The following is a 24,663-nucleotide window of genomic DNA, read 5'->3' as shown; positions in this document are numbered from 1 at the left end:
TTATTCACCGTTTGACGCTTTACGAGGGCGAACGCTTTCCAGTGCATTAGCTACTTTACTAAGCAACGTCTCTTGACTGTAATCTAGATAGGCCACTTCGTTCACAAAGACTTCAACAGCACTGTCTAATTTCTGCTGCTGTGCTTCCTGACTCAACATTTGACGCTGCTGCGCCACGAATAGTCCTTTGCCTTGATGCGATTCAAGAACGCCTTGTGAGGTAAGCTCGTTGTAGGCTTTCGCCACTGTATTGGCATTAACAAGCAGTTGCGTAGCAAGCCCTCGTACGCTTGGAAGTTTGGCCCCGACCTCTAGTTCATTGCGCGCCACCAGCATACGGACCTGATCGACAATTTGCTTGAAAATAGGACGAGCATCTCCAGTGGAGACCTGAATACTTAACGGTTTCACTTTTTGTATATTTTGCATATCACACCCAACTGTACCACCTGTATTAATACAGTATACGGCGTTCGTTATTTATGCAAACATTTTTTAAAAAAAAGGGACAGACACAAAAAAACGGTGGGGCGTGCTATTGCTCGCCTCACCGTTTTTGTGTGGTATACCTACTAACTTAGTTTATCGGCTAATCAGTCCCACTGCGGCGCGAAATCAGGGTCAACAATTCGCTTGCCGTTGTCTAAACCGTCTATTCGCTGTAATTCTTCATCTGACAATTGGACACCACCATAGGCTAGGTTTTCTGAAAGGTGCTGTCTACTTGTTGAAGAAGGTATGGCGTAATAATGGCGCTTTTCCATCCAAGAGAGAACGACCTGCGCAGGGGTGGCATCATGTGCATTTGCGATTTGCTTTAACGTTTCGTCTTCCATGACATCGCCAACGGCAAACGGCATATAAGCGGTAACTCGGATCCCCTTATCGCGACACGCTTTCACCACCTGCTGATTTTGCATAAACGGATGCAGTTCAATCTGATTGGTATACAACTCACCTTTACCTAGAATTGCCTCTGCTTTGTCCATCAGATCTATGGTGAAGTTAGACACACCTATGTGCCTTGCCAAGCCTAGCTTTTTCGCTTCAGCGAGCTGAGTTAAGTAAGCTTCAAGCGCAATGTCTGTCCCAGGGTAAGGCCAATGAACAAGCAGCAAGTCGACATATTCAAGCTTCAGCTTTGCCAAACTCTCGTGAACGCTAGGGATGAAATGATCGTCACCAAGCGACTCATACCATACTTTTGTGGTGACAAATAAATCTGAGCGCGCGATACCGCTAGTTTGAATTGCATCGCCAACTTGCGCCTCATTTCCATATATTTGTGCTGTATCAATATGTCTAAAACCCACATCTAACGCATTGGTGACAGCATCTCGCGCCACGTCACCTTCGAGTCGAAATGTGCCTACTCCTAACTGCGGCATGTCTTTCATAGCATCTCCTTGTCAACATTAATGAATACCAATACCTACGGCTAACATGCTGAGGAAGATCGCCTTTATACTTAAGTAGCAAATGTAATGTATTGCTCCCGTTACGTTTTTTCTTGTGCTAATCTGCTGTTGATGTGAATTATGGCAAAGTATCTAGACAGGCTTTTGATATAGTGTTGAAGATAAACGTGTTTAAACACCTTGTATGCGCCCTCGCTGCTACAATATGTTTTGTGAGCCCATATTCACTTGCCACAGAGAGTCAAACGCTGCCGAAAACCTTGCGAATTGGTGTAGAAGATATCAACTATGCGCCAGTAATGAATTTTACTGAAGGTAAACACGACGGCCTCCTGTATCAAATTCTTCATGAATTCGCTTTACAAAATGACATTGAGTTATCATTTATTCCTCTACCATTGAATCGCTTTCCTTTCTGGTTCGATGAAAATGCCATTGATATCCGACTGCCTGATAACGCGCGTTGGAAGCTGAGCTCAACGAATAACATTCGTTACAGTGCGCCGATGATCACCGTGTGTGATACTACTGTAGTGCTTGATAAAAATAGAGACATGCCACCAGATGCCTTCATGCGATTAGGCTTGCCAATAGGGTTTACGCCATCAAGCAAATGGAAAGATGCAATTGAGACGGGCAAGTTAGAGATAGTAAGAGATACCTCCTTAAGGGTACTCGCACAAATGTTGGTTAATGAAATGATTGATGGCATTGATGTAAACATTGCTATCATCCAAAATGAGCTCAAGCATTTAGGCAAATCTCCTGCTCTTGTGTCGGTTTCTAGTAGCGTAAATGCCGATCCAGTGAAGTACCAAATTTCAACAAAACATCACACCGAAGTAATTAATAGCTTCAATAGCTTCGTTACTGACAACAAAGAAAAAATTGAAACCTGGGCAAATGACAATGGCATCGCCATAGCGCCCCAATGCGATCGTTTTCGTTCAAATTGATTCAGTCGAAAGAGTTTCATTGAACGTAACAATTATTTAAGCACAAAAAAAGCCGCTATTTAGCGGCTTCTCTGCATCATAATTTTGGGTATTAGACAGTGCTACTTGCGTTTACTTGGGCGCCCTGCTCGCTTATTTAACCCCTGCTGCTTACGCACCTTGTGCTTTTTCACAGAACGGCGCATGCGGCTAAGTCTGGCATGATCAAGCTTGCCTTGTCGCACGTTCACCATAGTTTGCGTTTCATCTGGCAGTTGAACATGGCTTCGAAGCGCATTGACATCTTCAAGGCCTAGCTCTACCCAAGCGCCTTGTGGTAAACGTTTTTGCAGTTCAATTGGCCCGTATTTAACACGGATAAGTCGGCTTACTTGTACACCTTGCGACTCCCACAAACGACGAACCTCACGATTACGCCCTTCTTTAAGGGTTACGTTAAACCAGCGGTTCATGCTTTCTTCTTCAGCGTGCTGTGGCGTTGGCGTACCTGAAATTGTCAGGAATTTTGCTTCGCCGTCTTCCAGTTCAACACCTTTTTGCAAGGTGTTGAGGGTTTTGCCCGTTACCTCACCAAATACACGTACCGCATACTCGCGTTCAACTTCGCACTTAGGGTGCATCAAACGATTCGCTAATTCACCATCATTAGTGAAAAGCAATAAACCGCTGGTGTTCATATCAAGGCGACCAACAGTGATCCACCTACCTAAGCGAATGGCAGGTAACCTGTCGAACACGGTATCTCGGCCTTCAGGGTCGTGACGGCTACACAACTCGCCTTCGGGCTTGTTGTACATCAATACACGGCATATTGGTTGCTCGGTTTGACGAGACAATAAATGCCCGTCAACACGTATTTGCGCCGTGTGATCAACTCTATCGCCGAGAGTAGCAACGGCACCATTTACAGATACACGTCCTTCTTCTATCCAACGTTCCATTTCTCGTCGCGAGCCTAGCCCTTGGTTAGCCAGTACTTTTTGCAACTTTTCAGTCATGGTTTCACTCTTTAATTGCTTGTTTACGGTCGCACGGTCTATTCAGACGGTGCCTCATTTAACACCTTAAGCGGCGAGTCAGACGCAATGCTTTCAGCCATATTCTCAAACGCTTCAGCGTTAGGTAAATCACCTAACGACGTCATCGAAAAATAATCCAAAAAGCCTTTTGTGGTAGCGTACAATGCCGGTCGCCCGGGCACCTCTTTGTGGCCCACTACCTTTATCCAATCTCGTTCTGTGAGTGTCTTTATAATATTGCTGCTTACCGCAACACCACGCACTTGTTCAATTTCTCCGCGCGTGATGGGCTGACGGTAGGCAATAAGCGCCAATGTTTCGAGCATCGCTCGTGAATATTTGGGCGCATTTTCTTGCCATAATTTACTTAACCACGGGCTAAGCGCATCTAACGATTGAAATCGAAAGCCGCTTGCAACTTCTACTAACTGAATACCGCGAGGTTGATAATCTAACTTTAGCTCGTTTAGCACCTTACTCAAGGTTCTATCTGCCACGCTAAATTCATTCAGTACAGTCTCTTTAAGCTGTTGTCTTGAAATAGGTTTATCAGCAACAAAAATAGCTGCCTCTACCAACTGCTTAAGCTGCGCCGTGTTAATTTTCTTCATGAGCACCTAATTTTACATGAATTTTGGCATAAGGACCTGCCTGAATGCACAAAATAAGCTGTTCTTTTACTAATTCTAAAATGGCGAGGAAACAAACCACAACGCCGGCCTTACCTTCTTCTACCGTAAAAAGGCGCTCAAGAGGCGTATATTCGGTATTATTTAGCACAGACAATATCAACGACATGCGCTCTCTGGTGCTAAGTGCCTCCCGTTCAATGGTGTGATGCTCGAAGGCCTCAGCCCGTTTCATTGCTGCGCTAAAGGCAAGCACAATTTCAGCAAGGGTAACATCAGGCTCAATGCGAATAGGTGCTACGTTATCGCTTGTCTCTACATGCACGTTGTAAATGTCACGCTCTAGGCGAGGCTGCAAATCTAAGTCTTCTGCGGCCTGCTTCACCAGCTCATATTCTTTTAACCTGCGAATAAGCTCGGCGCGTGGATCTTCTTCTTCGTCCGACTCATCGCTGCGTTTTGGCAACAATAACCTTGATTTTATTTCGGCAAGAATAGCGGCCATCAACAGGTATTCAGCGGCCAATTCAAGCTTTAGTGACATCATTGCATCAACATATTCCATGTATTGCTTGGTCACATCGGCAATAGGCAACGTAGTGATATCGAACTTTTGCTTTCTAATTAAATACAGCAGTAAATCGAGGGGGCCTTCAAAGGTTTCTAAAATAACCTCTAGCGCATCAGGCGGAATAAAAAGATCTTCAGGCTTTTCTATGACGGCCTCGCCATTAATAAACGCAAGCGGCAATGGCTGCTGTACCGGCGTTGCCGCGGTATTTTGCAGTGCTACTTCGTTATCTGGCGCAGTCACAACAGCGTCGCTCTGAATGCTGTTTTCTTTTGATTCCGGCACAATTCTTCGTTCTTGTTATGCGTTTTACACGCTTATTGTTGTTTGTCGTTTATGTTATGCAGTGCGCAGAGTGTTTCCAACGCATTTGCGCATGGCGCCCGCACACAATATGGCTAGCACGGTACCATATTCAAACGATACCTTATTCAAACGGTACTTTATTCAAATGGTGATGGGTCGCCCGTACCATGACGCACGATAACGGGCGTATCTTCTGAAAGATCTACAACCGTTGTAGGCTGCTCACCAATATACCCGCCGTGAATAATAAGCCCAACCTGTTTTTCAAGATTATCGCGAATAACATCAGGGTCAGATTCCGCCATTGTATTTCCTGGCAAAATCAACGACGTAGACATCAATGGCTCACCAAGCTCTTCAAGCAGAGCAAGCGCAATGGCGTTGTCAGGCACGCGAATACCAATGGTTTTCCGCTTGGGGTTTTGCAGCCGTTTAGGCACTTCTCGCGTGGCTTTTAGCACAAAAGTGTAATGCCCTGGCGTGTTGTTTTTGATTTGACGAAAAGCCGTATTATCAACCTTCGCATAAATCGACAACTCCGACATATCACGACACATAAGCGTAAAATTATGCTCTTTGTCTATCTGTCGAATACGGCAGAGCTGTTCAAGCGCTCTTTTGTCTTCCATCTGACAACCAATGGCATACCCAGAATCAGTGGGGTAAACCACAACTGCACCTTCTCGAATCAATTCACACGCTTGCGTTATTAAACGCTTCTGCGGATTGTCTGGGTGTACATAAAAAAACTGACTCATAACGCCTCTCTTGTCTCAACTTGCTTGCTCTAGCACACTAGCCCTGGTCTTGTTGGTTTGGGCATGCCTTGCTATTTCCACACGCTTAGTATTTGCACATGCTTAGTTGTTTGCGCCTAGTGCGTCAAACTGCGTCCAATTGTGCCAAACCGGGGTAAGTTTGCTGCTAATACCCAAGTTTTTGCCTAGCTCTGTCCATCGTGAAGGGAAATGAAAATCTGACCCTGCTGACGCCAGTAAACTATGGGTTTGCGCAAGTTCATTAATCAATTCTTGCTTGGTTTTATTAATGCCCGGAAATGCGGTCTCGATGGCATCACCACCGGCTTGCTCAAAAAGCGCCACAAGACGGCGTAGCCATTTTGCGGTCATATCGTAGTGGGCTGGATGTGCAAGCACAGCTTGACCGCCAGCATCTTGAATCCAGGTTATCGCCGTTTCAATACTCGGCCATTCAGCTTTAACCGCCGCCCGCTTGCCTTTACCAAGGTATTTCTTAAACGCCGCTTCCATAGTAGGTACGCCGTAATTATTCACCAACACTCTTGCAAAGTGTGCGCGGGTTACTTGACCGACTCCGGCAAGTGCCTTGGCTCTGGGTAGCACGCCTTCAAAGCCGCACTTTTCTAATTTTTCAGCAATTTTCTCTGCACGCGCTTGGCGCACTTGTGCTTGCCCGTCTAAGCGCGCTAAAAATTCTGGGCACTGGCGGTTAACATTTAACCCCACAACGTGGATATCGAAACCATGCCACAACGTGGAAATTTCCACCCCGTCAATCAACGTAAGCGACCGCTTTTGCTTTGCTTGAACGCTGTGCGCTTCGTCTAATCCAGCCACGGTATCGTGATCAGTAATCGCCAGCACATCCACCTGCATGGTGTGCGCGCGAAGGACAAGTTCTTCAGGGGTTAAATGCCCGTCAGAGAATTTTGTATGACTATGTAGATCTATTTTCAATGTCTTATGCAAATTTATGGTTGACACAAAAGGCAATTTGTTTTCTTCTATATACACAAAGTATACGTACTAACGGCTTCAAATCCTATTGAAGTTTAAACAAACAACGAGTAATCCATGCACACGCAAAAAATTTCTACAGCAATGACAGTTGCAACTTGGTGGTGGCACTCCCTAACTTAACGGGCGGTGTGCACTGTAGTGCGTGAATGAAAACACATAAAGGCCCGTTTATACGGGCCTTTTTTTTATCTTTTTGCAGTTGGAGAGAAGCAAAAATGAGTTTAGCGGAACTGGGCACTTCCCCAGGCAAGGTTGAGACAATAGAACAAGTAGGTCATTACATTGACGACCCACTCGCGGCTTTTGCTCACTTGTGTGGAAATACAAGCAACGCATTATTGCTAGAGTCGGCAGAGATTGACTCGAAAGATGACTTACAAAGTTTGCTGATGGTTGACGCTGCACTGCGTATGGAATGCAGAGGCAATTGCGTTGAAATTACCGCACTTACTGGCAACGGCGCGTCTGTGCTTCCACTTTTCACTACGCAAAGCCCCGATGGCCTAAATGTAGTAAACAGTACAGCAACAACGGTTACCCTTGAGTGTGACGACGCCGATGCAGATTTAGACGAAGACAGTCGTTTAAAAGCCGCAAGTGTTATGGATGCACTGCGTATTGTTGTCAATAAGGTTACCCCCATACGTCAGCACCCCCACGCTATTTTTCTAGGTGGTGTATTTGCCTATGACATGCTGGCTGGTTTCGAAAAACTACCCGATGTTGTAGAAGGCGAAAATGACTGTCCAGACTTTGTATTTTACCTTGCCGAGACGCTCATTACCGTAGACCATCAAACGCGCGAAACGCATATCATTGGTAGTGTATTTAGCGGGCAAGATGTCGCTCAGCAATACTTCACCATTGCCCAGCGCCTCGAAGCTATCCACCAACAGCTGCACGACATGCCAGCGGAGCCTGTCCTAAAAGGGCAAAGTGGACAGTCACTCGAAAAAAGTGGACAGTCACTCACTTTAACAGATAACCACGATGCTTCTGTGGACATCACCGACGAGCAATTTTGCAACCACGTCCTCGACTTAAAGCAGCATATTTTGGCTGGCGACATATTTCAGGTTGTGCCATCGCGCACATTTTCTCTCCCCTGCCCATCGCCACTGCTTGCTTATGCAAAGCTGAAAGAATCTAATCCAAGTCCGTATATGTTTTACATGCAGGATGAAGCATTCAGTATTTTCGGTGCTTCGCCTGAATCTGCTCTTAAGTACGATAGCGAAAGCAACCAAGTGGAAATATATCCCATTGCCGGCACTCGACCACGCGGAAAACGCGCCGACGGTTCGATTGATAGAGATTTGGACAGTCGTATTGAACTAAATCTTCGCGAAGACACCAAGGAAAAGTCAGAGCACATTATGCTTGTTGACCTTGCACGAAATGATGTTGCTAAAGTAAGTCGCCCAGGCACCCGCTACGTGAAAGACCTACTAAAAGTAGACCGTTATTCACATGTAATGCATCTTGTATCGCGTGTGGTAGGTCAGCTTCGAGACGATTTAGATGCGCTACATGCTTATCAAGCGTGTATGAACATGGGCACATTAGTAGGTGCGCCGAAAGTAAGTGCTGCCACGCTTATTCGTGAAGTGGAACAAAAACGTCGCGGCAGTTATGGCGGCGCGGTTGGATATCTTAACGGACAGGGTGACATGGACACCTGTATTGTTATTCGCTCGGCATTTGTCAAAAACAACACCGCGTACATCCAAGCAGGTGCTGGCGTCGTTCATGACTCGATCCCACAAGCCGAAGCGGATGAGACGCGCGCCAAAGCGCAAGCGGTTATTGGCGCGGTTAAAGCGGCTCTTAAAGAAGAATATGTACCAAGCACGGAGGGCTACGCATGAACCAACAAGTGACCACCCTCTTTTTGCTAGATAATGTAGACTCATTCACCTACAACTTGGTTGATGAACTACGCACATTAGACTTAGATATTAAGGTTTACCGAAATACCGTCTCGGCCGACATGCTGTTTGAACGTATGCAAGAACAAGCAACAAAAGGCCCAGTATTATTAATGCTATCGCCAGGGCCTGGCGCACCCAGTGAAGCAGGTTGTATGCCAGCACTACTGAACAAAGTGCGAGGCGTATTCCCGGTAATTGGTATTTGCTTAGGCCACCAAGCCATTGTAGAACACTACGGTGGTACAGTTGGACGCGCAAGCCAAGTCATGCACGGTAAATCATCGGCAATTACTCACACTGAAAAGGCAATGTTTGAAGGGTTGCAACAACCCTTACACGTGGCGCGTTATCATTCCTTGGTTGCACATGAATTACCCGATGCACTGACGATATGCGCATCGACAGTGAATGACGATGGCAGCGAAGCAGTGATGGCAGTATATAGCGAAGACGATCGTATGTTGGGCTTTCAGTTTCACCCAGAATCTATTTTAACCGCCCAAGGCAGTTTGCTACTTAAGCAAAGTATTGACTATTTAACGTTACAGGGAGCCAATCATGCTTAACGCAGGCCCACTTCTTGAACAATTAATGTTGCGTGAGTCACTCTCGCAAACCGAAGCCTACAGCTTGTTTAACAGCATTATGCACGGTGAACAAAGCGAGGTAATGATAGCAGCGGTGCTTACCGCGCTTAAAATGAAGAAAGAATCGCCAAGCGAAATTGCAGGTGCAGCCAGTGCAATGGTTGCCAATGCCCTTCCCTTCCCAACGCCGAACTACGAGTTTGCCGACATTGTGGGGACAGGTGGTGACGGCCACAACACGATTAATATCTCAAGTGCAGCGGGTGTGGTAGCGGCTGCATGCGGCGTAAAAGTAGCTAAGCACGGTAATCGTAGTGTGTCGAGCAAATCAGGTTCGGCCGATTTGTTTCGTCAATTCGGGTTGAATTTAGAAATTAGCCCTGAGTTATCGCGAAAATGCTTAGATGAAGCAAATTTCACATTTCTTTTTGCTCCCGTTTATCACGCCGGTATGCGCCACGCAGCCCCCGTGCGCGCTGCGATGAAGACCAGAACCTTGTTTAACATCTTGGGTCCACTGGCAAACCCAGCGGGTCCAACTCATGGTGTATTCGGCGTATACTCCCCCGAACTGCTTGAACCGTATGCAAAAACCCTTATGCTGCTTGGCCAACATCGCGCCATGATAGTACATGGCGACGGCCTTGATGAGCTGGCGCTGCACGGCGAGTCGATGATTTACGACTTAGAGCACGGCGATATTCGCAAGCTAACCGTGACATCAGATGATTTCGGTTTACCGCGCTATCCGTTATCGGCTATCGAAGGCGGTGAACCAGAAGAAAACCGACAGTTTGTTGAAGCAGCCCTTAACGGCGAAGGCAAAGAAGCGCATCGTGCGGCTATTGCCATGAACTGTGGCGCATTGCTAAAAGTGACGGGCAAAGCTGATAGTTTCAAAGACGGCGCCGAAATGGCGATGGACGCCATGTCCAAGGGGTTACCCATGCAGTTACTTTCAAAGGTAGCCAAAATTACTCAGGAGGTAAGCACGAATGGCTAATGTGCTTGAGAAAATTGTTGCAGACAAGCGCGAAGAAATTGCGGCTAGAAAAACGGCTTTGCCATTAGAAAGCTTTAAAGACGCTCTAGTGCCGTCTCAAAAAAGTTTGTTTGCGGCACTTAGCGAGCCTAACGCTGGCTTCATTTTTGAATGCAAAAAAGCGTCGCCTTCAAAAGGCCTAATTCGCGATAATTTTGATTTAGACGAAATTTTGGCCGCATATACCCCCTATGCTGCCGGTATTTCTGTACTGACTGACGAAAAGTACTTTCAAGGCAAGTTCGAATACCTTGCCTATGTGACCGAGCGCGTTGCGCAGCCTGTGCTGAACAAAGATTTCTTTGTTGAAACCTATCAAGTGTATCTGGCACGCCATTATAACGCAGATGCCGTATTGCTTATGCTTAGCGTATTAAGCGACGACGAGTATCGCGAATTAGCCGCCGTTGCTGACAGCCTGCACTTAGACATTCTTACTGAAGTAAGTAACGAAGAAGAAATGCTGCGCGCTATAGCGTTAGAAGCAAGCATTATCGGTATCAACAACCGTAACCTGCGCGACTTATCTACCGACCTTGCTACCACAGAACGCCTAGTGCCCATGCTAGAGGCTGCGACCCACGACTTTGTAGTCATTTCCGAATCTGGCATTTATACCCATGATGACGTGTTGCGACTAGCTGCCGTATCGGATGGGTTCTTGGTAGGCAGTGCACTAATGGCACAAGACGATCTGCCTCGTGCGGTTAAAACCTTGGTCAATGGTGCAGTAAAAGTATGCGGGTTAACCACCCCAGAGCAAGCGCAGATGGCATTTGACCAAGGCGCCAGTTTTGGCGGTCTGATCTTTGCTGATAAATCGCCTCGCTATATCACTCAGGATATGGCGCAAACTATTACTCAACAAGTTAACGGCGCTTTTGTCGGTGTATTTGTGAATAGTGACGTAGACCAAGTTGCGTCACTGGCGGCATCGCTTAGTTTATTTGCCGTGCAATTACACGGTAGTGAAGATGAACATTATGTGGCCACACTTTCAGAAAAGCTGCCTGAGGGGTGCGAGATTTGGGTTGCACAAGGCGTGAAAGCAGATACAACAAACTCGCTACCTGAAATAGTGGACAAACACTTAAATAACCCATTAATTAGCCGAGTGCTTCTGGATTGCCAAGTAGGCGATGCCAAAGGTGGCACGGGGGAATCATTCAACTGGCAATTGTTAGACGGCGCCGAGCAAAAACATAAGCTCGTTCTCGCGGGCGGCATAAACCCGCAGAACGTAGAAGGCGCTATCGCCGCAGGTTGCGGCATCATTGATGTGAATTCAGGGGTAGAAGATGCGCCTGGCATCAAATCGGCTGACAAATTGAGCGCACTATTTGCAGTGTGCCGCCAATATTAATTCAAGAAACAGGACAACGTAATGAACCAACTAGATACAAAATTTGGCGAATTTGGTGGCATGTACGTGCCCGAATTGCTTATTCCCGCCCTTGATCAGCTGGAAAAAGCGTTTTTGGATGCCAAAGACGATCCCACGTTTAACGAAGAGTTTCTCTCGCTACTAAAAGACTACGCGGGTCGTCCAACGTCGATGACGCTAACCCGTAACTTAGTTAGCAACCCGAAAGTAAAGTTGTACCTTAAACGTGAAGACCTATTGCACGGCGGTGCACACAAAACCAATCAAGTATTGGGACAGGCACTGCTTACTAAACGCATGGGTAAAACTGAGGTTATCGCAGAAACAGGCGCGGGTCAGCACGGTGTTGCAACAGCATTAGCTTGCGCGCTTTTGGGCCTAAAGGCACGTATTTATATGGGTGCAAAAGACGTAGAACGTCAAGCACCTAATGTATTCCGTATGAAGCTGATGGGCGCTGAAGTTATACCAGTAAATGCTGGTTCTGGTACGCTTAAAGATGCGGTTAACGAAGCGATGCGCGACTGGTCTGCCAACTATGAAACAGCGCACTATTTGTTGGGCACAGCAGCAGGTCCACACCCGTTCCCTACCATCGTACGTGAATATCACCGCATGATTGGCGAAGAAACTCGCGCACAAATTATGGAAAAAGAAGGCCGTCTGCCTGATGCCGTTGTGGCGTGCGTGGGTGGTGGTTCAAACGCCATCGGTATGTTTGCAGACTTTATTGATGAGCCATCCGTACGCTTAGTGGGTGTAGAGCCTGCTGGTAAAGGGGTTCACACCAAAGAGCACGGTGCCACTATCGTTACTGGTACTAAGGGTATTTTGCATGGTGCTTATACCTTTATCATGCAAGACAAAGAAGGCCAAATTGAAGAAAGCTATTCAGTTTCAGCTGGGCTAGATTACCCAGCAGTGGGTCCTCAGCACGCGTATCTGCACGATATTGGCCGCGCTGAATATGTTGCAGCAACAGATGAAGAAGCCTTGAATGCCTTTCAACTACTGGCACGCAAAGAAGGTATTATACCCGCATTAGAGTCATCACATGCCTTGGCACATGCACTTAATATGGCCGATGAAGCCGAAGAAGAAACAATCATTGTTGTGAACTTGTCGGGTCGCGGCGATAAAGATCTTGCGCACGTAATTAACATTTTAGGGGATGATTTATAATGGAACGATATGCACAAATGTTTGCGCAATTGGATGAAAAGAACCAAGGCGCATTTGTCCCTTTTGTTATGGTTGGCGACCCTGACCTTGCGCAATCTGAAGCTATTATTTGCCAGCTAATTGAAAGCGGCGCTGATGCACTTGAGTTGGGTATTCCTTATTCAGACCCAATTGCAGATGGCCCAACAATTCAAGCATCAGCTATTCGCGCTTTGAACAACAAAGTTACCGTTGCTGATTGCATGGGCGTCATTTCTCGCGTTCGCGCAAAATACCCTAACGTGCCAATTGGCTTACTGCTATACAGCAACTTAGTGATGGCGCAGGGCATAGAAACCTTCTACAGCAAAGCGCAGGAAGCTGGCGTGGACTCAATTTTGGTAGCCGATGTGCCAATTAGAGAAGCTGCACCTTTTCAAAAAGCTGCAGAAGCAACGGGTATTTCGCAAATTCTAATTGCACCGCCTAATGCAACTGACGAAACAATGGAAAAAATTGGCGAGTATTCGAAGGGGTATACGTATCTGCTTGGGCGCGCAGGCGTTACTGGTGCGGAAACGGCCGCCAATGTTCCTGCTGCAGATTTGATAGCACGATTGAACAAATATAAGGCAGCCCCTGCCCTTCTAGGCTTCGGTATTTCGACGCCAGAGCAAGTTAAGTCTGCAATTGATGCGGGTGCCGCTGGCGCAATATCTGGTTCTGCCACAGTAAATATTATAGCTGCGAACCTTGACGACAACGATAAGATGCTAAGTGAACTTGGTAGCTTTGTTGAAGGTATGAAAGCCGCGACGAATAATGGGTAAAAAGCGATGCTATATATGATTTGTGCAACAGACGTTGCAAATAGCTTAGACAAGCGCCTTGCAGCACGCCCTGCACACTTGGAGCGCTTGAATGCGTTAAAAGCAGAAGGTCGGTTAATTATGGCAGGGCCCTTCCCTGCCGTTGATAGCCCGGATCCCGGCCCTGCGGGTTTCACCGGCTCATTAGTGGTAGCTGAATTCGATTCACTTGAAGATGCGCAAGCATGGGCTGATGCCGACCCATACATCGAAGCAGGCGTTTACGAAAGCGTAATAGTAAAACCGTACAAAAAAGTGTTGCCGTAAAAAAATGGACACCCACCCAAAAGCCTAGCACCCGCTAGGCTTTTTTGTTTCTGCGAGAAATAAGGGAGAAAAAAAAGGACAGACACTCACTTTTGCAACGCATTAAAAAATGGACACACACTTTTTCTTTGGGTGCAACCAATGAACACACACTCTTATAAACAAAGCAGTGTAAATAGGACAGACACTCTTAAAAAGGAACTTCCCCCTGATTTGCCTTCTTCTATAAAAGTTAAGCGATGTCTACATGAAGTGTCTGTCCCTTATTTGGTTACTAAGATAGGAATAGCCACTTACGGCTTATGTACACTTTTCCATAAGCAGGGTAGACTTATTCCAATTCAGTATTTGTTCAGATTGCTAACGTATACTTGGCGTTAGTTTGGTCTGGGCGAGATTTTTATGGTGAGGTTGTATGACGTTATCGCTTCGAGTTGCAATAGTATGTGTTGTGTTAGCTTTGTCTTGCACAAGTCCGGCTATTGCTCAGCAAAGCGCTAACGCCAATATTTCCAAAAGTGAAGCTGCTGAACGCGCGAGAAATGCAGAAAATGGTCGCGTGTTAAAAGTTGAGCAAACTTCCAAAAAATATCGTGTAAAAGTACTGAAAAAATCAGGACGAGTAGTAACGGTGGATGTAGATAAACGCTCAGGCAAAGTGAAAACATCCAAAGATAAGGATTGATATGCGTATCCTAATAGCCGAGGACGACAGCAGGCTGCTAACCCAACTAGACACGCTACTTCAACAAAATGGATACAGTGTTGATTTAGCTGACAATGGCGAGCATGCATTATTTCTCATAAAAGAATACAGTTATGATTTGGCAATTATCGACATCGGTATGCCAAAGCTAGATGGCTTTGAAGTTATCCGAAAAGCGCGACAAGCTGACATTTCCTGCCCTATATTAATTCTGACAGCGCGCGACAGATGGCAAGAAAAGGTAGAAGGCCTTGATGCAGGAGCCGACGATTACCTTACCAAACCATTCCACAACGAAGAGTTACTCGCTAGAACGAAAGCATTGATTCGTCGGGCTTCAGGTCAAGCTAACCCAACAATTCAGTTCGGTCCAATAGCACTTGATACTGTCAGTGAAGAACTTTCACTCAACGGAGAAGCGCTCGACTTAACTGCTTACGAGTACAAAGTGATGGAATACTTGATGTTGAATCCACAAAAAGTAATTTCAAAGACTGAGTTAACTGAACATATCTATGATCAAGATTTCGATTTAGACAGCAATGTCATTGAGGTCTTCGTTGGTAGATTACGCAAAAAGCTTGATCCGACAGGCGAGTTAAAACCGATAGAAACCCTGCGTGGAAGGGGTTACCGGATAAATCGCAACCTATGAGGCAACTGTCGCTTCGACTGAGAAGTATCTTATTAGCAATAGGGCTATTAGCCCTATTTGCGCCTTTTACCGTCATTATTTTAGATGACGCTTATACAGAAAGTTTAACTCAAGCAAAAATGAGTGAGTTGCGCCTAATGAACTTAGGCTTGCTTTCCGCGTTTGAGTTAGATGGCGATTTACCCTATATGCCAGAAATTTTGTATGAGGAGCAACTCAACCTGCCTGGCTCGGGGTATTTGGGCATTATTGTTTTTCGAGACGAAGTCATTTGGCAATCAGCATCTGCTTTAGAATATACTTTTACCCCTCCTGATATTGATGTTGCGGTTGGAAACGAGCTCTTTATCGACAATCACAATCCTAAATTTGCTAGCGAGTCCCCTTTTTTCGTCTATGCATTCACCGCGGAATTTGCTTCTAGTAGAGATTTTGAGCCCGTACGCTTTTACATTTTTAATGACAAAGTATTGTTCGAGCAGGAACGAGACACTTTTTTAACGACTACATGGCAGTGGATATTCACGTTGTGCTTTGTTTTGCTTGTGTTTATTGTGGTGGGCATTAGCTTAGTACTCTCGCCTGTAAGAAAACTCATCGACGAAATTTCACTGACTTCAAGTGGCAAAAAACTGAATCTTGATGAACGATACCCCGTGGAATTTGACTCACTAAAACGCTCCATCAACGACTTGTTACACACTGAAGCTAAACAAAGAACACGCTATAAAAACAGTTTGGGTGATTTGGCGCATAGCCTGAAAACACCGCTTGCAGTTGCTTCAGGGCACAAGAGCCTTCCTGCAGAGGTTAAAGAATCGCTGTCTCAAATCGATAGGATAATTCAACGACAATTAAAAAGAGCGAGTGCTGGAAAAACAGGGTGGCAGAATGCAATTCGAATAGAACCTGTTCTGCATAAACTCGCAGATGCGATGGATAAAGTTTATCAAGATAAAGCACTGACTATCGAATTTGATGTCGACGAAAAGGCGCAGTTTAAGGGCGACGAAACAGATTTAATGGAGCTGTTTGGCAACATTCTTGATAACGCCTGTAAAGCAGCCAACACCCAAATTACGGTTTATGCGCAGATTAACGATAATTGGTTAACGGTAAAATTCGATGATGATGGCCCAGGTATCCCAGATGATAAAAAATCGGTGCTGTTAGAGCGAGGGATGCGGCTTGATACATACACCGAAGGTCATGGCATAGGTATGGCTTTGGTAGCAGACTTGGTATCTATATATGAAGGCCGAATGAAGATAGAGGACAGTCACTTAGGTGGCGCAAGCATTACTGTCAGCTTTCCCTATCACGAAGTCGAGAATTAGTTCTCGACTTCTAATAAAGTGGACAGATACTTTTTCGTGATTTTTTTGTGGCTGTCCATTATTGTTTTCTCAAAAAGATGTTTTGCTATAGGTAGCATTAAGTGTGTGTCCGTTTTCACAAACACCCATAAAAAACGAGTTATGCCGCCTTCTTATCACCTTCACTTGATAGCAACACTGCAAGCCATTTACTCTCTTCTCTCGATTCTAAGGCTATTTTTACAACCATAGTTAAAGGGACAGAAAGAAGCATTCCAACAGTACCCAGCAGCCACCCCCAAAAGATCAAAGATAGGAACACGACAAGCGTAGATAGCCCCATTCCTTTCCCCATCAACCGAGGTTCGACCATATTACCCATGATGGTGTTCACTAATACAAAGCCCAAAGCAGCAAACCCTGCCTGCGCTGGACCAAGCTGAACAAAGGCGATTAGCACCGCAGGTACTGCGGCAATAATAGAACCAATATTCGGAATAAAATTAAGCATAAACGCAAGTACAGCCCACAGCATAAAATGGTCCACACCCATTATGTAAAGCCACAAGCCGATAATAAGTCCAGTACCTAGACTCACGACTGTTTTTATTGCGAGATAACTGTTAACGGAGCGGATGAATCGGTCGATGTGTTTTAGCTTCATACCGGGGTCAGCCAACGCAATATGCAATCTGCGAGGAATACTATCCGCTTCAAAAAGCATGAAGATAACGGTTAGAAGAATCAAGAATAGATTAGACAACACACCGCCCATACCGCTTATGAAATTGGTAGCAACCGACATTGCCGTAGCAGGATCTAGGTGAGAAGCGATCAACTCGCGGTTTATATGAATATTGTATTCAGCCAGTTTAGACACAACCCATGCAAACTCAGAATCCAATTTACTTCTGTATTGAGGCAGATTTTCTCTAAACTCTGTCATTGACTGGCCAACGAGACCGGCCAAAAGAAATCCGAACACAACAATTATCAGTATAACAAAGGTGATAGATAACCATTTAGGCACGCCAAATCTAGAAGTCCAGTGAATAATTGGACTGCACGCTATAGCGATAAATATAGATAGAAAGAAAGGCACCATAATCGTACTGGCTGCCTTAATGCCTGCCATTACAACCACGAGGCAAGCAAGTACAATAAGAATTTTTGCGGTTGGTGATCGTAGTTCCACTGACATTTTGTGCTACATTCCTGACTGAAACGACAATACTTTACAACGACTTATAACTAACTACAAACAAGAGACTGTAATGAATTTCAACCTCGCCACAATAAAAATTAAAAACCTCAGACTTCGAACGTATATCGGCATCAACGAAGATGAAATCAAAAACAAGCAAGATGTAGTGGTTAACGTAAAAATCGACTACGACGCTGAGAAAGCTACTAATACTGACGATATGAGCGATGCACTAAACTACAAAACGATCACCAAGGCGATTATAAAATTAGTCGAGGATAATCGATTCTCTTTGTTAGAAAAACTCACCGCCGATGTACTTAGCATTGCCGCAGAGCATTCGTCGGTGCGCTATGCAGAAGTAGAAGTAGACAAACCCCACGCGCTCAGATTCTCTGACTCGGTATCACTTACGCTTTCGTGTAACAAGTCAGCGTAGCGGAGAGTTCCATGAATATTCTCATTACCGGTGGAACAGGCCTTATAGGCAGTGAATTCATCAGCCAATATCGAAACCAGCATACGTTTACAGTTGTATCGCGGGACACAAGTAAAGCAAAGGCAAAGTTGGGAGAAGACATTGCTGTAGTAAACGCTGTTTCAAAAATTGAGGATATTTCGGCGTTTGATGCGGTGATTAATTTAGCGGGTGAACCAATAGCCGACAAACGATGGACAGACACTCAAAAGAAAGTGATTTGCGAAAGTCGATGGTCAATCACTTCACAACTCGTCGCTAAAATCAACGATACTAAGCAGCCTCCAAAAACCTTTATTTCGGGGTCAGCGATTGGTTTTTATGGGAATCAAAATGATAAAGTATTGACTGAAGACTCCAGCCCTCACGATGAATTCACCCATCAACTATGCAATAAATGGGAGTCAATTGCTCAGGGCGCGATAAGTGAATCAACTCGTGTCGTTTTATTGCGCACCGGTGTTGTACTCTCTAGAAACGGTGGGGCCTTAAGTAAAATGGCGCTACCTTTCAAATTGGGTGTGGGCGGAAAACTGGGCTCAGGGGATCAATATCTGTCATGGATCCACCTTCAAGACATGATAAGAGCCATCGCATTCTTGCTTGAAAACAAGAATTGTAGCGGTCCTTTTAACGTAACTGCACCAGAGCCAGTTGCAAATATTACATTCTCAAAGCAACTCGCAGCATCGCTTAATCGCCCATGCTTATTCACTGTCCCTGCCTTCATTATGAAAATTGCGATGGGAGAATCATCAACAATGATTCTGGAAGGTCAACGCGTTATACCTCAAAATTTAACTAACGCTGGGTTTACTTTTGAATACCCTACTTTAGAAATGGCACTTAACGACATTAATCGATGAGCTGATTAGATTTCGTTAGCTGCAAAGTTCTAATGCATTCGTTAATCCGTTAATGCCGTTAATGCCGTTAATGGACAGACACTTTTTATATGAGTGACTGTCCACTTTCTTTTGCTCTAAATCACACCATTTTTCTCAACATTTGGCTCGTATTTAGCGTTAGCAAGCGCCAGCAACCAAAGGCCCCAAGAATGCCAACTACAACAGCACCTACTGTAGGCGCTACAGCCCAATATTCGAAATGCAGACTGCCATCCATTTGAAAAACTGATGTTTGAAGCAAGTAAAGACTTAACTCATTAGCCAATGCCGCCATGAATCCAGCGACTGTCCCTATAATTACGAATTCAAAAATTACACTTTTACGGATAAGGCCGCCTTTCGCGCCCAATGTCCTTAATATTGCAATTTCCTGCCTACGCTCATCCATACTGGCTTGCACTTGGGCTATCAATACTAAGCTCCCAGCCATCAGTACTAGCACCAGTATAAATTCAACCGCTACTGATACTTGATCTACTATCTCGCGCAGCTGATTTATGCGAGCATCCACATCAAACATCGTTATTGAAGCAAAGGGCTTTAATAGCTCAGTGAGTTGTGATTTTCTCTCGGTGGGTAGATAAAAACTAGTAATATAAGTAGGTCGGAACGAAGCCATTGCATCAGGATGGATGACAAAGAAAAAGTTAGGTTGCATCGTCTGCCAATTTACTTCCCTGATACTGGTCACTTGGGTTTCGACTATTTCACTTCCCACATTAAAAGTTAACTTATCACCCATTTTGATGTCTAAACGCATCGCCACTTCTTGCTCAACTGATACAGGATAAACGCCATCATCGATACTCGAAACCCCATTACCATGCCAAGTGCCTTCCACTACCTTATTTTCTTTTTGTAACGTGTTACTCCACGTTAAATTCGCTTCTCTGCCTAGCCCGCGACGCCCTTCCCTGTTAGATTCATCTTCCTTTGATACCTCTGTGTTTACGCCTTCCTCGTTAACAGCTACAAACCGACCTCTAATAACAGGGTAGAACTCTTCTATTTGAATGCCATTCTCTTCAAAGTGTCTGTCCAATTCGGGTTGAATATCTGGTGTTATGTTGATAAGAAAGTAGTTGGGTGTCCCTTCGGGCAACTGTGAACGCCACTGCGACACCATATCATTGCGCATAACGAGCACTACCAACAACAGCATGATTGTTATCGAGAAGCTAATGAGTTGTACACTATTGTCCATAGCTCTTCGCTTGATCCGCGCCCACGCTAGCTGCCAAGGGCCCATTCTGCCACTACCTAAACGTCGGCCAATAGCAATTAACCCATAAGTAGCCAGTAATAAGCTTGCAACAAGCACAGTGCCCGACAAGAACAAAATCGCACTTATCTTAAGGTCCTGACTATACATCCACATTAACGAGAAAATCGCTCCGCCAGAGGCAATAAACTGAATGCTACGAGAACGCAGATTGGCACTAATGTCTTTTCTTAGTACCCGAAGCGGGGGTACCGAGAATAACTGAAGTAGTGGATACAGAGAAAACAGCAGTGCGCACGTCGCCCCAGTAGCAACGGATATAATCACCGGACGCCAATGCCAAACATTAAGAGATACATCTACTTTATCAGCAACAAACATGACCACTACTTGTTGGCCAATAAACCCGACAATAAGACCAATAAAAATCCCCAGTGCTGTGATTAACAAAATTTGAATGAGGTAAATTTTACGAATCGTTCTGCTGGTAGCACCCAAGGTTTTCATAATGGCCACTGGATCGAAATGTCGTTGTGCATAACGTTGTGCCGCGACAGCTATCGATACTGCTGCAAGTACAATTGCCAATAGACTTGCGAGCAGGAAATAACGTTCAGCGCTTGCTACAGAGCGTCCAATTGCAGACTCATCATCTGCAACAGTTCGCCATGAATGCAAGTCGTCATTAAGATTGGGCAATAGCCAGTCGCTGAAACTCTCCAATTGACTCGGCTCGCCAGCAAAGTACCCCACATAACGAACCCTACTGCCAGGGCCTGTAACAGCCGTTTTATTGAGGTCACTTATATTCATCAGAACAATAGGGTCTGTGTTAAAAATGCTAAACCCAGCATCTGGAATATCTACCAAAACGCGCGTCACCGTGAAGACACCTTCGCCAATCTCTATCTCATCGCCCACCGTGATTCCTAGCGTTTGAAACAACCTCGATTGCACCCAAGCTTCACCTGGCTGGGGTAAAGCATTGGTTTCCTGCTTTTCACCAAAAGGCTTATCGGTAATGCTTACCGCCCCTTTTAGAGGATAGCCGTCATTCACGGCTCGAAGATCGACAAGTGACATTTCGTCACCGCTAAATACCATTGAGCGCGTAGTCACTTGTTTAGCTGTTGTTAATCCCTCCTCTTGCGCTTGTAGCAACCAAGATTCGTCTATAGGATCATCCGAGCGCAACTGTGCATCAGCGGCAATAAAGGCGGCTGAGCGCGATTTCAGGGCTCCTTGAAGTCGTTCGCTAAACAATGATAACGAGAGTACTGCCGCTACAGACAATACAATAGCAAGTAGAATGATTGTGAGCTCGCCGCGTCTGGCTTCATGGCGAAACAATCGCCACGCTAAATTGAACGAAGTTGACATTTATACCGCCTCTTTCGCATCGTTTTGCTCTTTAGCAGCGGTAGTTTCAACGAGTTCACCCGCACTCATTGTTAACTGTCTGTCGCAATGCTCTGCCAACGTATTATCATGTGTAACAAGTACTAAAGTAGTGCCTTTTTCTCTATTCATTTTAAACAAAAGTGACTCTATTTTTTCACTGTTCTTAGCATCAAGGTTGCCTGTTGGCTCGTCAGCAAACAAAATTTTAGGCGATGTAATAAACGCTCTCGCAATCGCTACACGTTGTTGCTCACCACCAGATAACTGGTTGGGAAAGTGGTGCGCTCTGTGTTGCAAACCAACTTGTTCTAAGATTTCATTGGCCAGCGCTTTGGGATTATCTAACCCCGCTATTTCAGCAGGCAACATGACATTTTCAAGTGCAGTTAGGCTTTGAACCAACATGAAGCTTTGAAATATAAAACCCACTTTATTACCGCGTAGAACAGCTCGCTGCTCCTCATCCATATTGTGCAGCCCTTCACCATCCAAAAAAATCTCACCTTCTGTAACTTGGTCCAAGCCCGCCAACAAGCCTAACAAGGTTGATTTACCTGAGCCGGACGCACCAATAATGGCAACGGACTCACCAGACTTGACTTCGAAGGAAATTGGACGAAGGATCTGCAGTGAACCTTCACTCGTATCAACTACTTTGGTTACAGAGTTTGCTTTTATCATAAGGGGTCATCTATTCGTGTTTGTTAGATTTCGTAATTTGTTCGTATTTTTAGTCATTCTTTTAATACCCTCTCACGCGCTATCAGATCAAGCTGATAACCAGGAGAAGAGCGAAAATGCTGTCCTACTTATATTAGGTGACAGTCTATCCGCAGCTTACGGATTACAGCAACGCGAGGGTTGGGTTAGTTTGTTACAAAAAATGTGGCAAGACGACAATATTCCGATTGAAATTGTAAATGCTGCGGTGAGCGGAGAAACCACCGATGGCGGTCTAGCAAGGTTCCCTCGTCTTCTAGAGCAACACAATCCTACGCATGTTTTAATTGAACTGGGTGGTAATGACGGCTTACAAGGCCACAACATTAAAAAAATTAGAGACAATTTAACGTCATTAGTTGAAACAGCGAAAAGCAGCGAAGCGCAGGTTTTTCTTCAAGAAATGCAAATTCCTTCAAATTATGGAAAGCGATATACGCAAATGTTTACCAAGAGCTTTTCGCAAGTGGCTGACGCACAAAGCGTGACGAAAATTCCTTTTTTCCTAGAGGAAATAGCATTGAAAAGTGAGCTAATGCAAAGTGACGGGATTCACCCAAATGCGACGGCGCAACCAATGATTGCAGAATTAATGGACAGACACTTAAGAAAGTTAATCCTCAATGATGAATAAATGTGCTATTTTATAAAAGAATGATTCACATAATTCGGAGTCTAGTATGGATGTTTCATCAGTTAATTCAGGCCCAGTATCAACCGTACTTGAAACAACTCAGCGTGCGCCTCAGCAGCAAGTGGAGCAACGCAACGAGCAAGAAAATCAAGCCAATCAGACTCAGCCTACACAGCAGGCATCGAGCAATTCAGACGGTCGAGTAGGCTCACGCGTGGATGTGTTTGTATAAGGCTTTGATTGATAAACTGGACACCCACACGATGTCTTTACAAATTCGCCGCATAAAGCTAACCAAAGTGGACACCCACTTGTTTGCAGTTACTAAACCATTCACTACGAGCAGTCCATCAGAGCACTTAAGTGACTGTCCACTTTAGTTCACTGTTCAATTTAGTTCCAAACCATTCATCTTAAAAAACTGTACCAAAACTGGCCTCATAGACACTTATAAAGAAGCGTGAATTTCTCATAATGCGTAAAAACATTAGGGATATGGAAATGCCTCTACCTCGCTACAAACAAATCAATACGGATGTCACCCCCTATTATCATTGTATTTCACGATGCGTACGTCAGTCGTACCTTTGTGGTAGGGATAATAATACAGGGATAAACTATGAACATCGCAGAAAGTGGATCCAAGACAGGCTGCACAAGCTCTCACAAGCTTTCGCCATTGATCTTTGTGCTTATGCTGTTATGCACAATCATATTCATGTTGTGCTTCATGTCGCTAAAGGAAGAGCTGAGGGTTGGTCAATGGATGAGGTACTTCTTCGCTGGCGAATGTTCTATAAATGTCCACCGCTTGTGCAACATTATTTAGAAGGTGGATCAGAGAGTGAATTGTCCCCCGAAGAGTGCGCTGAGCTGCAAAGGCTTTCATCACTATACCGAAGCCGGCTTCAATCAATTAGCTGGTTCATGCGGATGCTCAACGAATACATCGCTAGAAAAGCGAATAAAGAGGATGATTGTAAAGGCTATTTTTGGGAAAGACGCTTTCGGTCTCAAGCGATATTAGATGAAAAAGCACTGGCTGCTGTTATGGCATATGTCGACTTAAATCCAATCCGAGCCAAAATTGCAAACTCTCTCACTACATCAAACTACACGAGTATTCAGTACCGGTTAAATGCACAACGAGTGAATAAAACACCCAAATTTTTGATGCCATTTGAAGATTGTATTCAACAAGGCAAAAAATCTCATATTCCATTCAAGTTAGATGACTATGTTGCACTATTGAAAAATACGTTGGCGCGACAGACAAAGAAAGTTGCATCCCCCTTTCCAAAGCTGACGAACAGTTTACTCAAACGCCTTGGTATGACATCGCAAAACTGGCAACTAGTAACAAATAATTTTGAAACTTTATTCTCCGGTCCGGTTGGCTGCCCGGACGCGATGACAGATTTTGCGAAGTTTTGTGGCAGAAGCTGCCGGCCTAATGTGACAAACGCCACGAGATATCTTTCATAAAAAAGGCTTTCTA

26 protein-coding genes are annotated in these 24,663 nt (G+C 45.0%); 16 read left to right on the top strand and 10 right to left on the bottom strand.

Annotated features, from left to right (window positions below; all coding sequences use genetic code 11):
• Together JN178_RS07000 and dkgB are read right to left on the bottom strand one after the other, a co-directional pair.
• Window positions 1–429, bottom strand: coding sequence for a GntR family transcriptional regulator (locus JN178_RS07000; RefSeq protein ID WP_202264744.1), 429 nt, complete (start codon window positions 427–429; stop codon window positions 1–3).
• Between the two features lie 164 nt (window positions 430–593).
• On the bottom strand, window positions 594–1,397 hold the full coding sequence (dkgB, locus tag JN178_RS06995; RefSeq protein ID WP_202264742.1) for a 2,5-didehydrogluconate reductase DkgB: 804 nt from the start codon (window positions 1,395–1,397) through the stop codon (window positions 594–596).
• Between the two features lie 233 nt (window positions 1,398–1,630).
• On the opposite strand from dkgB, the gene JN178_RS06990 reads away from it, so the two are divergent.
• On the top strand, window positions 1,631–2,374 hold the full coding sequence (locus JN178_RS06990) for a hypothetical protein (RefSeq protein ID WP_202264740.1): 744 nt from the start codon (window positions 1,631–1,633) through the stop codon (window positions 2,372–2,374).
• Between the two features lie 101 nt (window positions 2,375–2,475).
• On the opposite strand, the gene rluB is transcribed toward JN178_RS06990, so the two are convergent.
• The 5 genes from rluB to JN178_RS06965 all read right to left on the bottom strand — a co-directional run bounded on the left by rluB (window position 2,476) and on the right by JN178_RS06965 (window position 6,617).
• Window positions 2,476–3,372, bottom strand: a complete 897-nt coding sequence (gene rluB, locus JN178_RS06985; RefSeq protein WP_202264738.1) for a 23S rRNA pseudouridine(2605) synthase RluB — start codon at window positions 3,370–3,372, stop codon at window positions 2,476–2,478.
• Between the two features lie 38 nt (window positions 3,373–3,410).
• Window positions 3,411–4,004 (bottom strand): SMC-Scp complex subunit ScpB, encoded by a 594-nt coding sequence (gene scpB, locus JN178_RS06980; RefSeq protein WP_202264736.1) that lies wholly within the window; start codon window positions 4,002–4,004, stop codon window positions 3,411–3,413.
• Entirely contained in the window at window positions 3,991–4,836 is an 846-nt protein-coding gene (locus JN178_RS06975; protein ID WP_202265958.1) for a segregation and condensation protein A, read from the bottom strand. The genes scpB and JN178_RS06975 overlap by 14 nt, the downstream gene beginning before the upstream one ends.
• A 200-nt stretch (window positions 4,837–5,036) precedes the next feature.
• Complete coding sequence (locus JN178_RS06970) at window positions 5,037–5,657, bottom strand: L-threonylcarbamoyladenylate synthase (protein WP_159627999.1); 621 nt, start codon at window positions 5,655–5,657, stop codon at window positions 5,037–5,039.
• Between the two features lie 102 nt (window positions 5,658–5,759).
• Window positions 5,760–6,617, bottom strand: coding sequence for a PHP domain-containing protein (locus JN178_RS06965; protein WP_202264734.1), 858 nt, complete (start codon window positions 6,615–6,617; stop codon window positions 5,760–5,762).
• Window positions 6,618–6,895: 278 nt separating this feature from the next.
• Between JN178_RS06965 and JN178_RS06960 the strand changes: the two genes are divergently transcribed.
• From JN178_RS06960 to JN178_RS06915, 10 genes are all read left to right on the top strand, one after another.
• Window positions 6,896–8,548, top strand: coding sequence for an anthranilate synthase component 1 (locus JN178_RS06960; protein WP_202264732.1), 1,653 nt, complete (start codon window positions 6,896–6,898; stop codon window positions 8,546–8,548).
• A complete protein-coding gene (locus JN178_RS06955) occupies window positions 8,545–9,177 on the top strand; it encodes an aminodeoxychorismate/anthranilate synthase component II (RefSeq protein WP_202264730.1) in 633 nt (210 codons plus the stop codon). The genes JN178_RS06960 and JN178_RS06955 overlap by 4 nt, the downstream gene beginning before the upstream one ends.
• Window positions 9,170–10,201, top strand: coding sequence for an anthranilate phosphoribosyltransferase (gene trpD / locus JN178_RS06950; protein ID WP_202264728.1), 1,032 nt, complete (start codon window positions 9,170–9,172; stop codon window positions 10,199–10,201). Before JN178_RS06955 ends, trpD begins: the two co-directional genes overlap by 8 nt.
• Window positions 10,194–11,603: a bifunctional indole-3-glycerol-phosphate synthase TrpC/phosphoribosylanthranilate isomerase TrpF gene (trpCF, locus tag JN178_RS06945; protein ID WP_202264726.1), complete on the top strand. Its 1,410-nt coding sequence runs from the start codon at window positions 10,194–10,196 to the stop codon at window positions 11,601–11,603. Before trpD ends, trpCF begins: the two co-directional genes overlap by 8 nt.
• Before the next feature lie 21 nt (window positions 11,604–11,624).
• Window positions 11,625–12,806 carry a tryptophan synthase subunit beta gene (trpB, locus tag JN178_RS06940; RefSeq protein ID WP_159627987.1) on the top strand — a complete coding sequence of 394 codons (1,182 nt, stop codon included), beginning with the start codon at window positions 11,625–11,627 and terminating at the stop codon, window positions 12,804–12,806.
• Window positions 12,806–13,615, top strand: coding sequence for a tryptophan synthase subunit alpha (gene trpA, locus JN178_RS06935; RefSeq protein ID WP_202264724.1), 810 nt, complete (start codon window positions 12,806–12,808; stop codon window positions 13,613–13,615). The genes trpB and trpA overlap by 1 nt, the downstream gene beginning before the upstream one ends.
• 6 nt (window positions 13,616–13,621) lie before the next feature.
• Window positions 13,622–13,921: a YciI family protein gene (locus JN178_RS06930; RefSeq protein ID WP_159627983.1), complete on the top strand. Its 300-nt coding sequence runs from the start codon at window positions 13,622–13,624 to the stop codon at window positions 13,919–13,921.
• Window positions 13,922–14,336: 415 nt separating this feature from the next.
• Window positions 14,337–14,606, top strand: a complete 270-nt coding sequence (locus JN178_RS06925; RefSeq protein ID WP_202264722.1) for a PepSY domain-containing protein — start codon at window positions 14,337–14,339, stop codon at window positions 14,604–14,606.
• Window position 14,607: 1 nt separating this feature from the next.
• On the top strand, window positions 14,608–15,282 hold the full coding sequence (locus JN178_RS06920; protein WP_159627979.1) for a response regulator transcription factor: 675 nt from the start codon (window positions 14,608–14,610) through the stop codon (window positions 15,280–15,282).
• Window positions 15,279–16,619 carry an ATP-binding protein gene (locus JN178_RS06915; protein WP_202264720.1) on the top strand — a complete coding sequence of 447 codons (1,341 nt, stop codon included), beginning with the start codon at window positions 15,279–15,281 and terminating at the stop codon, window positions 16,617–16,619. Before JN178_RS06920 ends, JN178_RS06915 begins: the two co-directional genes overlap by 4 nt.
• 139 nt (window positions 16,620–16,758) lie before the next feature.
• Here JN178_RS06915 and JN178_RS06910 read toward each other — a convergent pair whose 3' ends face one another.
• On the bottom strand, window positions 16,759–17,799 hold the full coding sequence (locus JN178_RS06910) for an AI-2E family transporter (RefSeq protein WP_159627974.1): 1,041 nt from the start codon (window positions 17,797–17,799) through the stop codon (window positions 16,759–16,761).
• 73 nt (window positions 17,800–17,872) lie between these two features.
• On the opposite strand from JN178_RS06910, the gene folX reads away from it, so the two are divergent.
• Window positions 17,873–18,241: a dihydroneopterin triphosphate 2'-epimerase gene (gene folX, locus JN178_RS06905; RefSeq protein ID WP_159627972.1), complete on the top strand. Its 369-nt coding sequence runs from the start codon at window positions 17,873–17,875 to the stop codon at window positions 18,239–18,241.
• 11 nt (window positions 18,242–18,252) lie between these two features.
• Window positions 18,253–19,146, top strand: a complete 894-nt coding sequence (locus JN178_RS06900; protein ID WP_202264718.1) for a TIGR01777 family oxidoreductase — start codon at window positions 18,253–18,255, stop codon at window positions 19,144–19,146.
• A gap of 121 nt (window positions 19,147–19,267) precedes the next feature.
• Here the strand turns inward: JN178_RS06900 and JN178_RS06895 are convergent, their stop codons facing one another.
• On the bottom strand, window positions 19,268–21,790 hold the full coding sequence (locus JN178_RS06895) for an ABC transporter permease (protein WP_202264716.1): 2,523 nt from the start codon (window positions 21,788–21,790) through the stop codon (window positions 19,268–19,270).
• Window positions 21,791–22,492, bottom strand: a complete 702-nt coding sequence (locus JN178_RS06890) for an ABC transporter ATP-binding protein (protein WP_202264714.1) — start codon at window positions 22,490–22,492, stop codon at window positions 21,791–21,793. It abuts the gene before it with no gap.
• Between the two features lie 16 nt (window positions 22,493–22,508).
• Between JN178_RS06890 and JN178_RS06885 the strand changes: the two genes are divergently transcribed.
• From JN178_RS06885 to JN178_RS06875, 3 genes are all read left to right on the top strand, one after another.
• On the top strand, window positions 22,509–23,165 hold the full coding sequence (locus JN178_RS06885) for an arylesterase (RefSeq protein WP_202264712.1): 657 nt from the start codon (window positions 22,509–22,511) through the stop codon (window positions 23,163–23,165).
• 46 nt (window positions 23,166–23,211) lie between these two features.
• The gene (locus JN178_RS06880; protein ID WP_202264710.1) at window positions 23,212–23,397 is read left to right on the top strand and encodes a hypothetical protein; all 186 of its coding nucleotides are present in this window, start codon (window positions 23,212–23,214) and stop codon (window positions 23,395–23,397) included.
• A 242-nt stretch (window positions 23,398–23,639) separates the two neighbouring features.
• Window positions 23,640–24,650 (top strand): transposase, encoded by a 1,011-nt coding sequence (locus JN178_RS06875; protein WP_232369714.1) that lies wholly within the window; start codon window positions 23,640–23,642, stop codon window positions 24,648–24,650.
• The last annotated feature ends 13 nt before the right edge of the window (window positions 24,651–24,663 follow it).

Source organism: Alteromonas sp. KC3, from assembly GCF_016756315.1.
Lineage (GTDB): Bacteria > Pseudomonadota > Gammaproteobacteria > Enterobacterales > Alteromonadaceae > Alteromonas.
This window is presented reverse-complemented; position numbering and strand designations above follow the sequence as displayed.

Coding starts and splice junctions, on each gene's coding strand:
- JN178_RS07000 (WP_202264744.1), bottom strand. CDS start 429: ATGCAAAATATACAAAAAGTGAAACCGTTAAGTATTCAGGTCTCCACT.
- dkgB (WP_202264742.1), bottom strand. CDS start 1,397: ATGAAAGACATGCCGCAGTTAGGAGTAGGCACATTTCGACTCGAAGGT.
- rluB (WP_202264738.1), bottom strand. CDS start 3,372: ATGACTGAAAAGTTGCAAAAAGTACTGGCTAACCAAGGGCTAGGCTCG.
- scpB (WP_202264736.1), bottom strand. CDS start 4,004: ATGAAGAAAATTAACACGGCGCAGCTTAAGCAGTTGGTAGAGGCAGCT.
- JN178_RS06970 (WP_159627999.1), bottom strand. CDS start 5,657: ATGAGTCAGTTTTTTTATGTACACCCAGACAATCCGCAGAAGCGTTTA.
- JN178_RS06960 (WP_202264732.1), top strand. CDS start 6,896: ATGAGTTTAGCGGAACTGGGCACTTCCCCAGGCAAGGTTGAGACAATA.
- JN178_RS06955 (WP_202264730.1), top strand. CDS start 8,545: ATGAACCAACAAGTGACCACCCTCTTTTTGCTAGATAATGTAGACTCA.
- trpD (WP_202264728.1), top strand. CDS start 9,170: ATGCTTAACGCAGGCCCACTTCTTGAACAATTAATGTTGCGTGAGTCA.
- trpCF (WP_202264726.1), top strand. CDS start 10,194: ATGGCTAATGTGCTTGAGAAAATTGTTGCAGACAAGCGCGAAGAAATT.
- trpB (WP_159627987.1), top strand. CDS start 11,625: ATGAACCAACTAGATACAAAATTTGGCGAATTTGGTGGCATGTACGTG.
- trpA (WP_202264724.1), top strand. CDS start 12,806: ATGGAACGATATGCACAAATGTTTGCGCAATTGGATGAAAAGAACCAA.
- JN178_RS06930 (WP_159627983.1), top strand. CDS start 13,622: ATGCTATATATGATTTGTGCAACAGACGTTGCAAATAGCTTAGACAAG.
- JN178_RS06925 (WP_202264722.1), top strand. CDS start 14,337: ATGACGTTATCGCTTCGAGTTGCAATAGTATGTGTTGTGTTAGCTTTG.
- JN178_RS06920 (WP_159627979.1), top strand. CDS start 14,608: ATGCGTATCCTAATAGCCGAGGACGACAGCAGGCTGCTAACCCAACTA.
- JN178_RS06915 (WP_202264720.1), top strand. CDS start 15,279: ATGAGGCAACTGTCGCTTCGACTGAGAAGTATCTTATTAGCAATAGGG.
- JN178_RS06910 (WP_159627974.1), bottom strand. CDS start 17,799: ATGTCAGTGGAACTACGATCACCAACCGCAAAAATTCTTATTGTACTT.
- folX (WP_159627972.1), top strand. CDS start 17,873: ATGAATTTCAACCTCGCCACAATAAAAATTAAAAACCTCAGACTTCGA.
- JN178_RS06900 (WP_202264718.1), top strand. CDS start 18,253: ATGAATATTCTCATTACCGGTGGAACAGGCCTTATAGGCAGTGAATTC.
- JN178_RS06895 (WP_202264716.1), bottom strand. CDS start 21,790: ATGTCAACTTCGTTCAATTTAGCGTGGCGATTGTTTCGCCATGAAGCC.
- JN178_RS06890 (WP_202264714.1), bottom strand. CDS start 22,492: ATGATAAAAGCAAACTCTGTAACCAAAGTAGTTGATACGAGTGAAGGT.
- JN178_RS06880 (WP_202264710.1), top strand. CDS start 23,212: ATGGATGTTTCATCAGTTAATTCAGGCCCAGTATCAACCGTACTTGAA.
- JN178_RS06875 (WP_232369714.1), top strand. CDS start 23,640: ATGCGTAAAAACATTAGGGATATGGAAATGCCTCTACCTCGCTACAAA.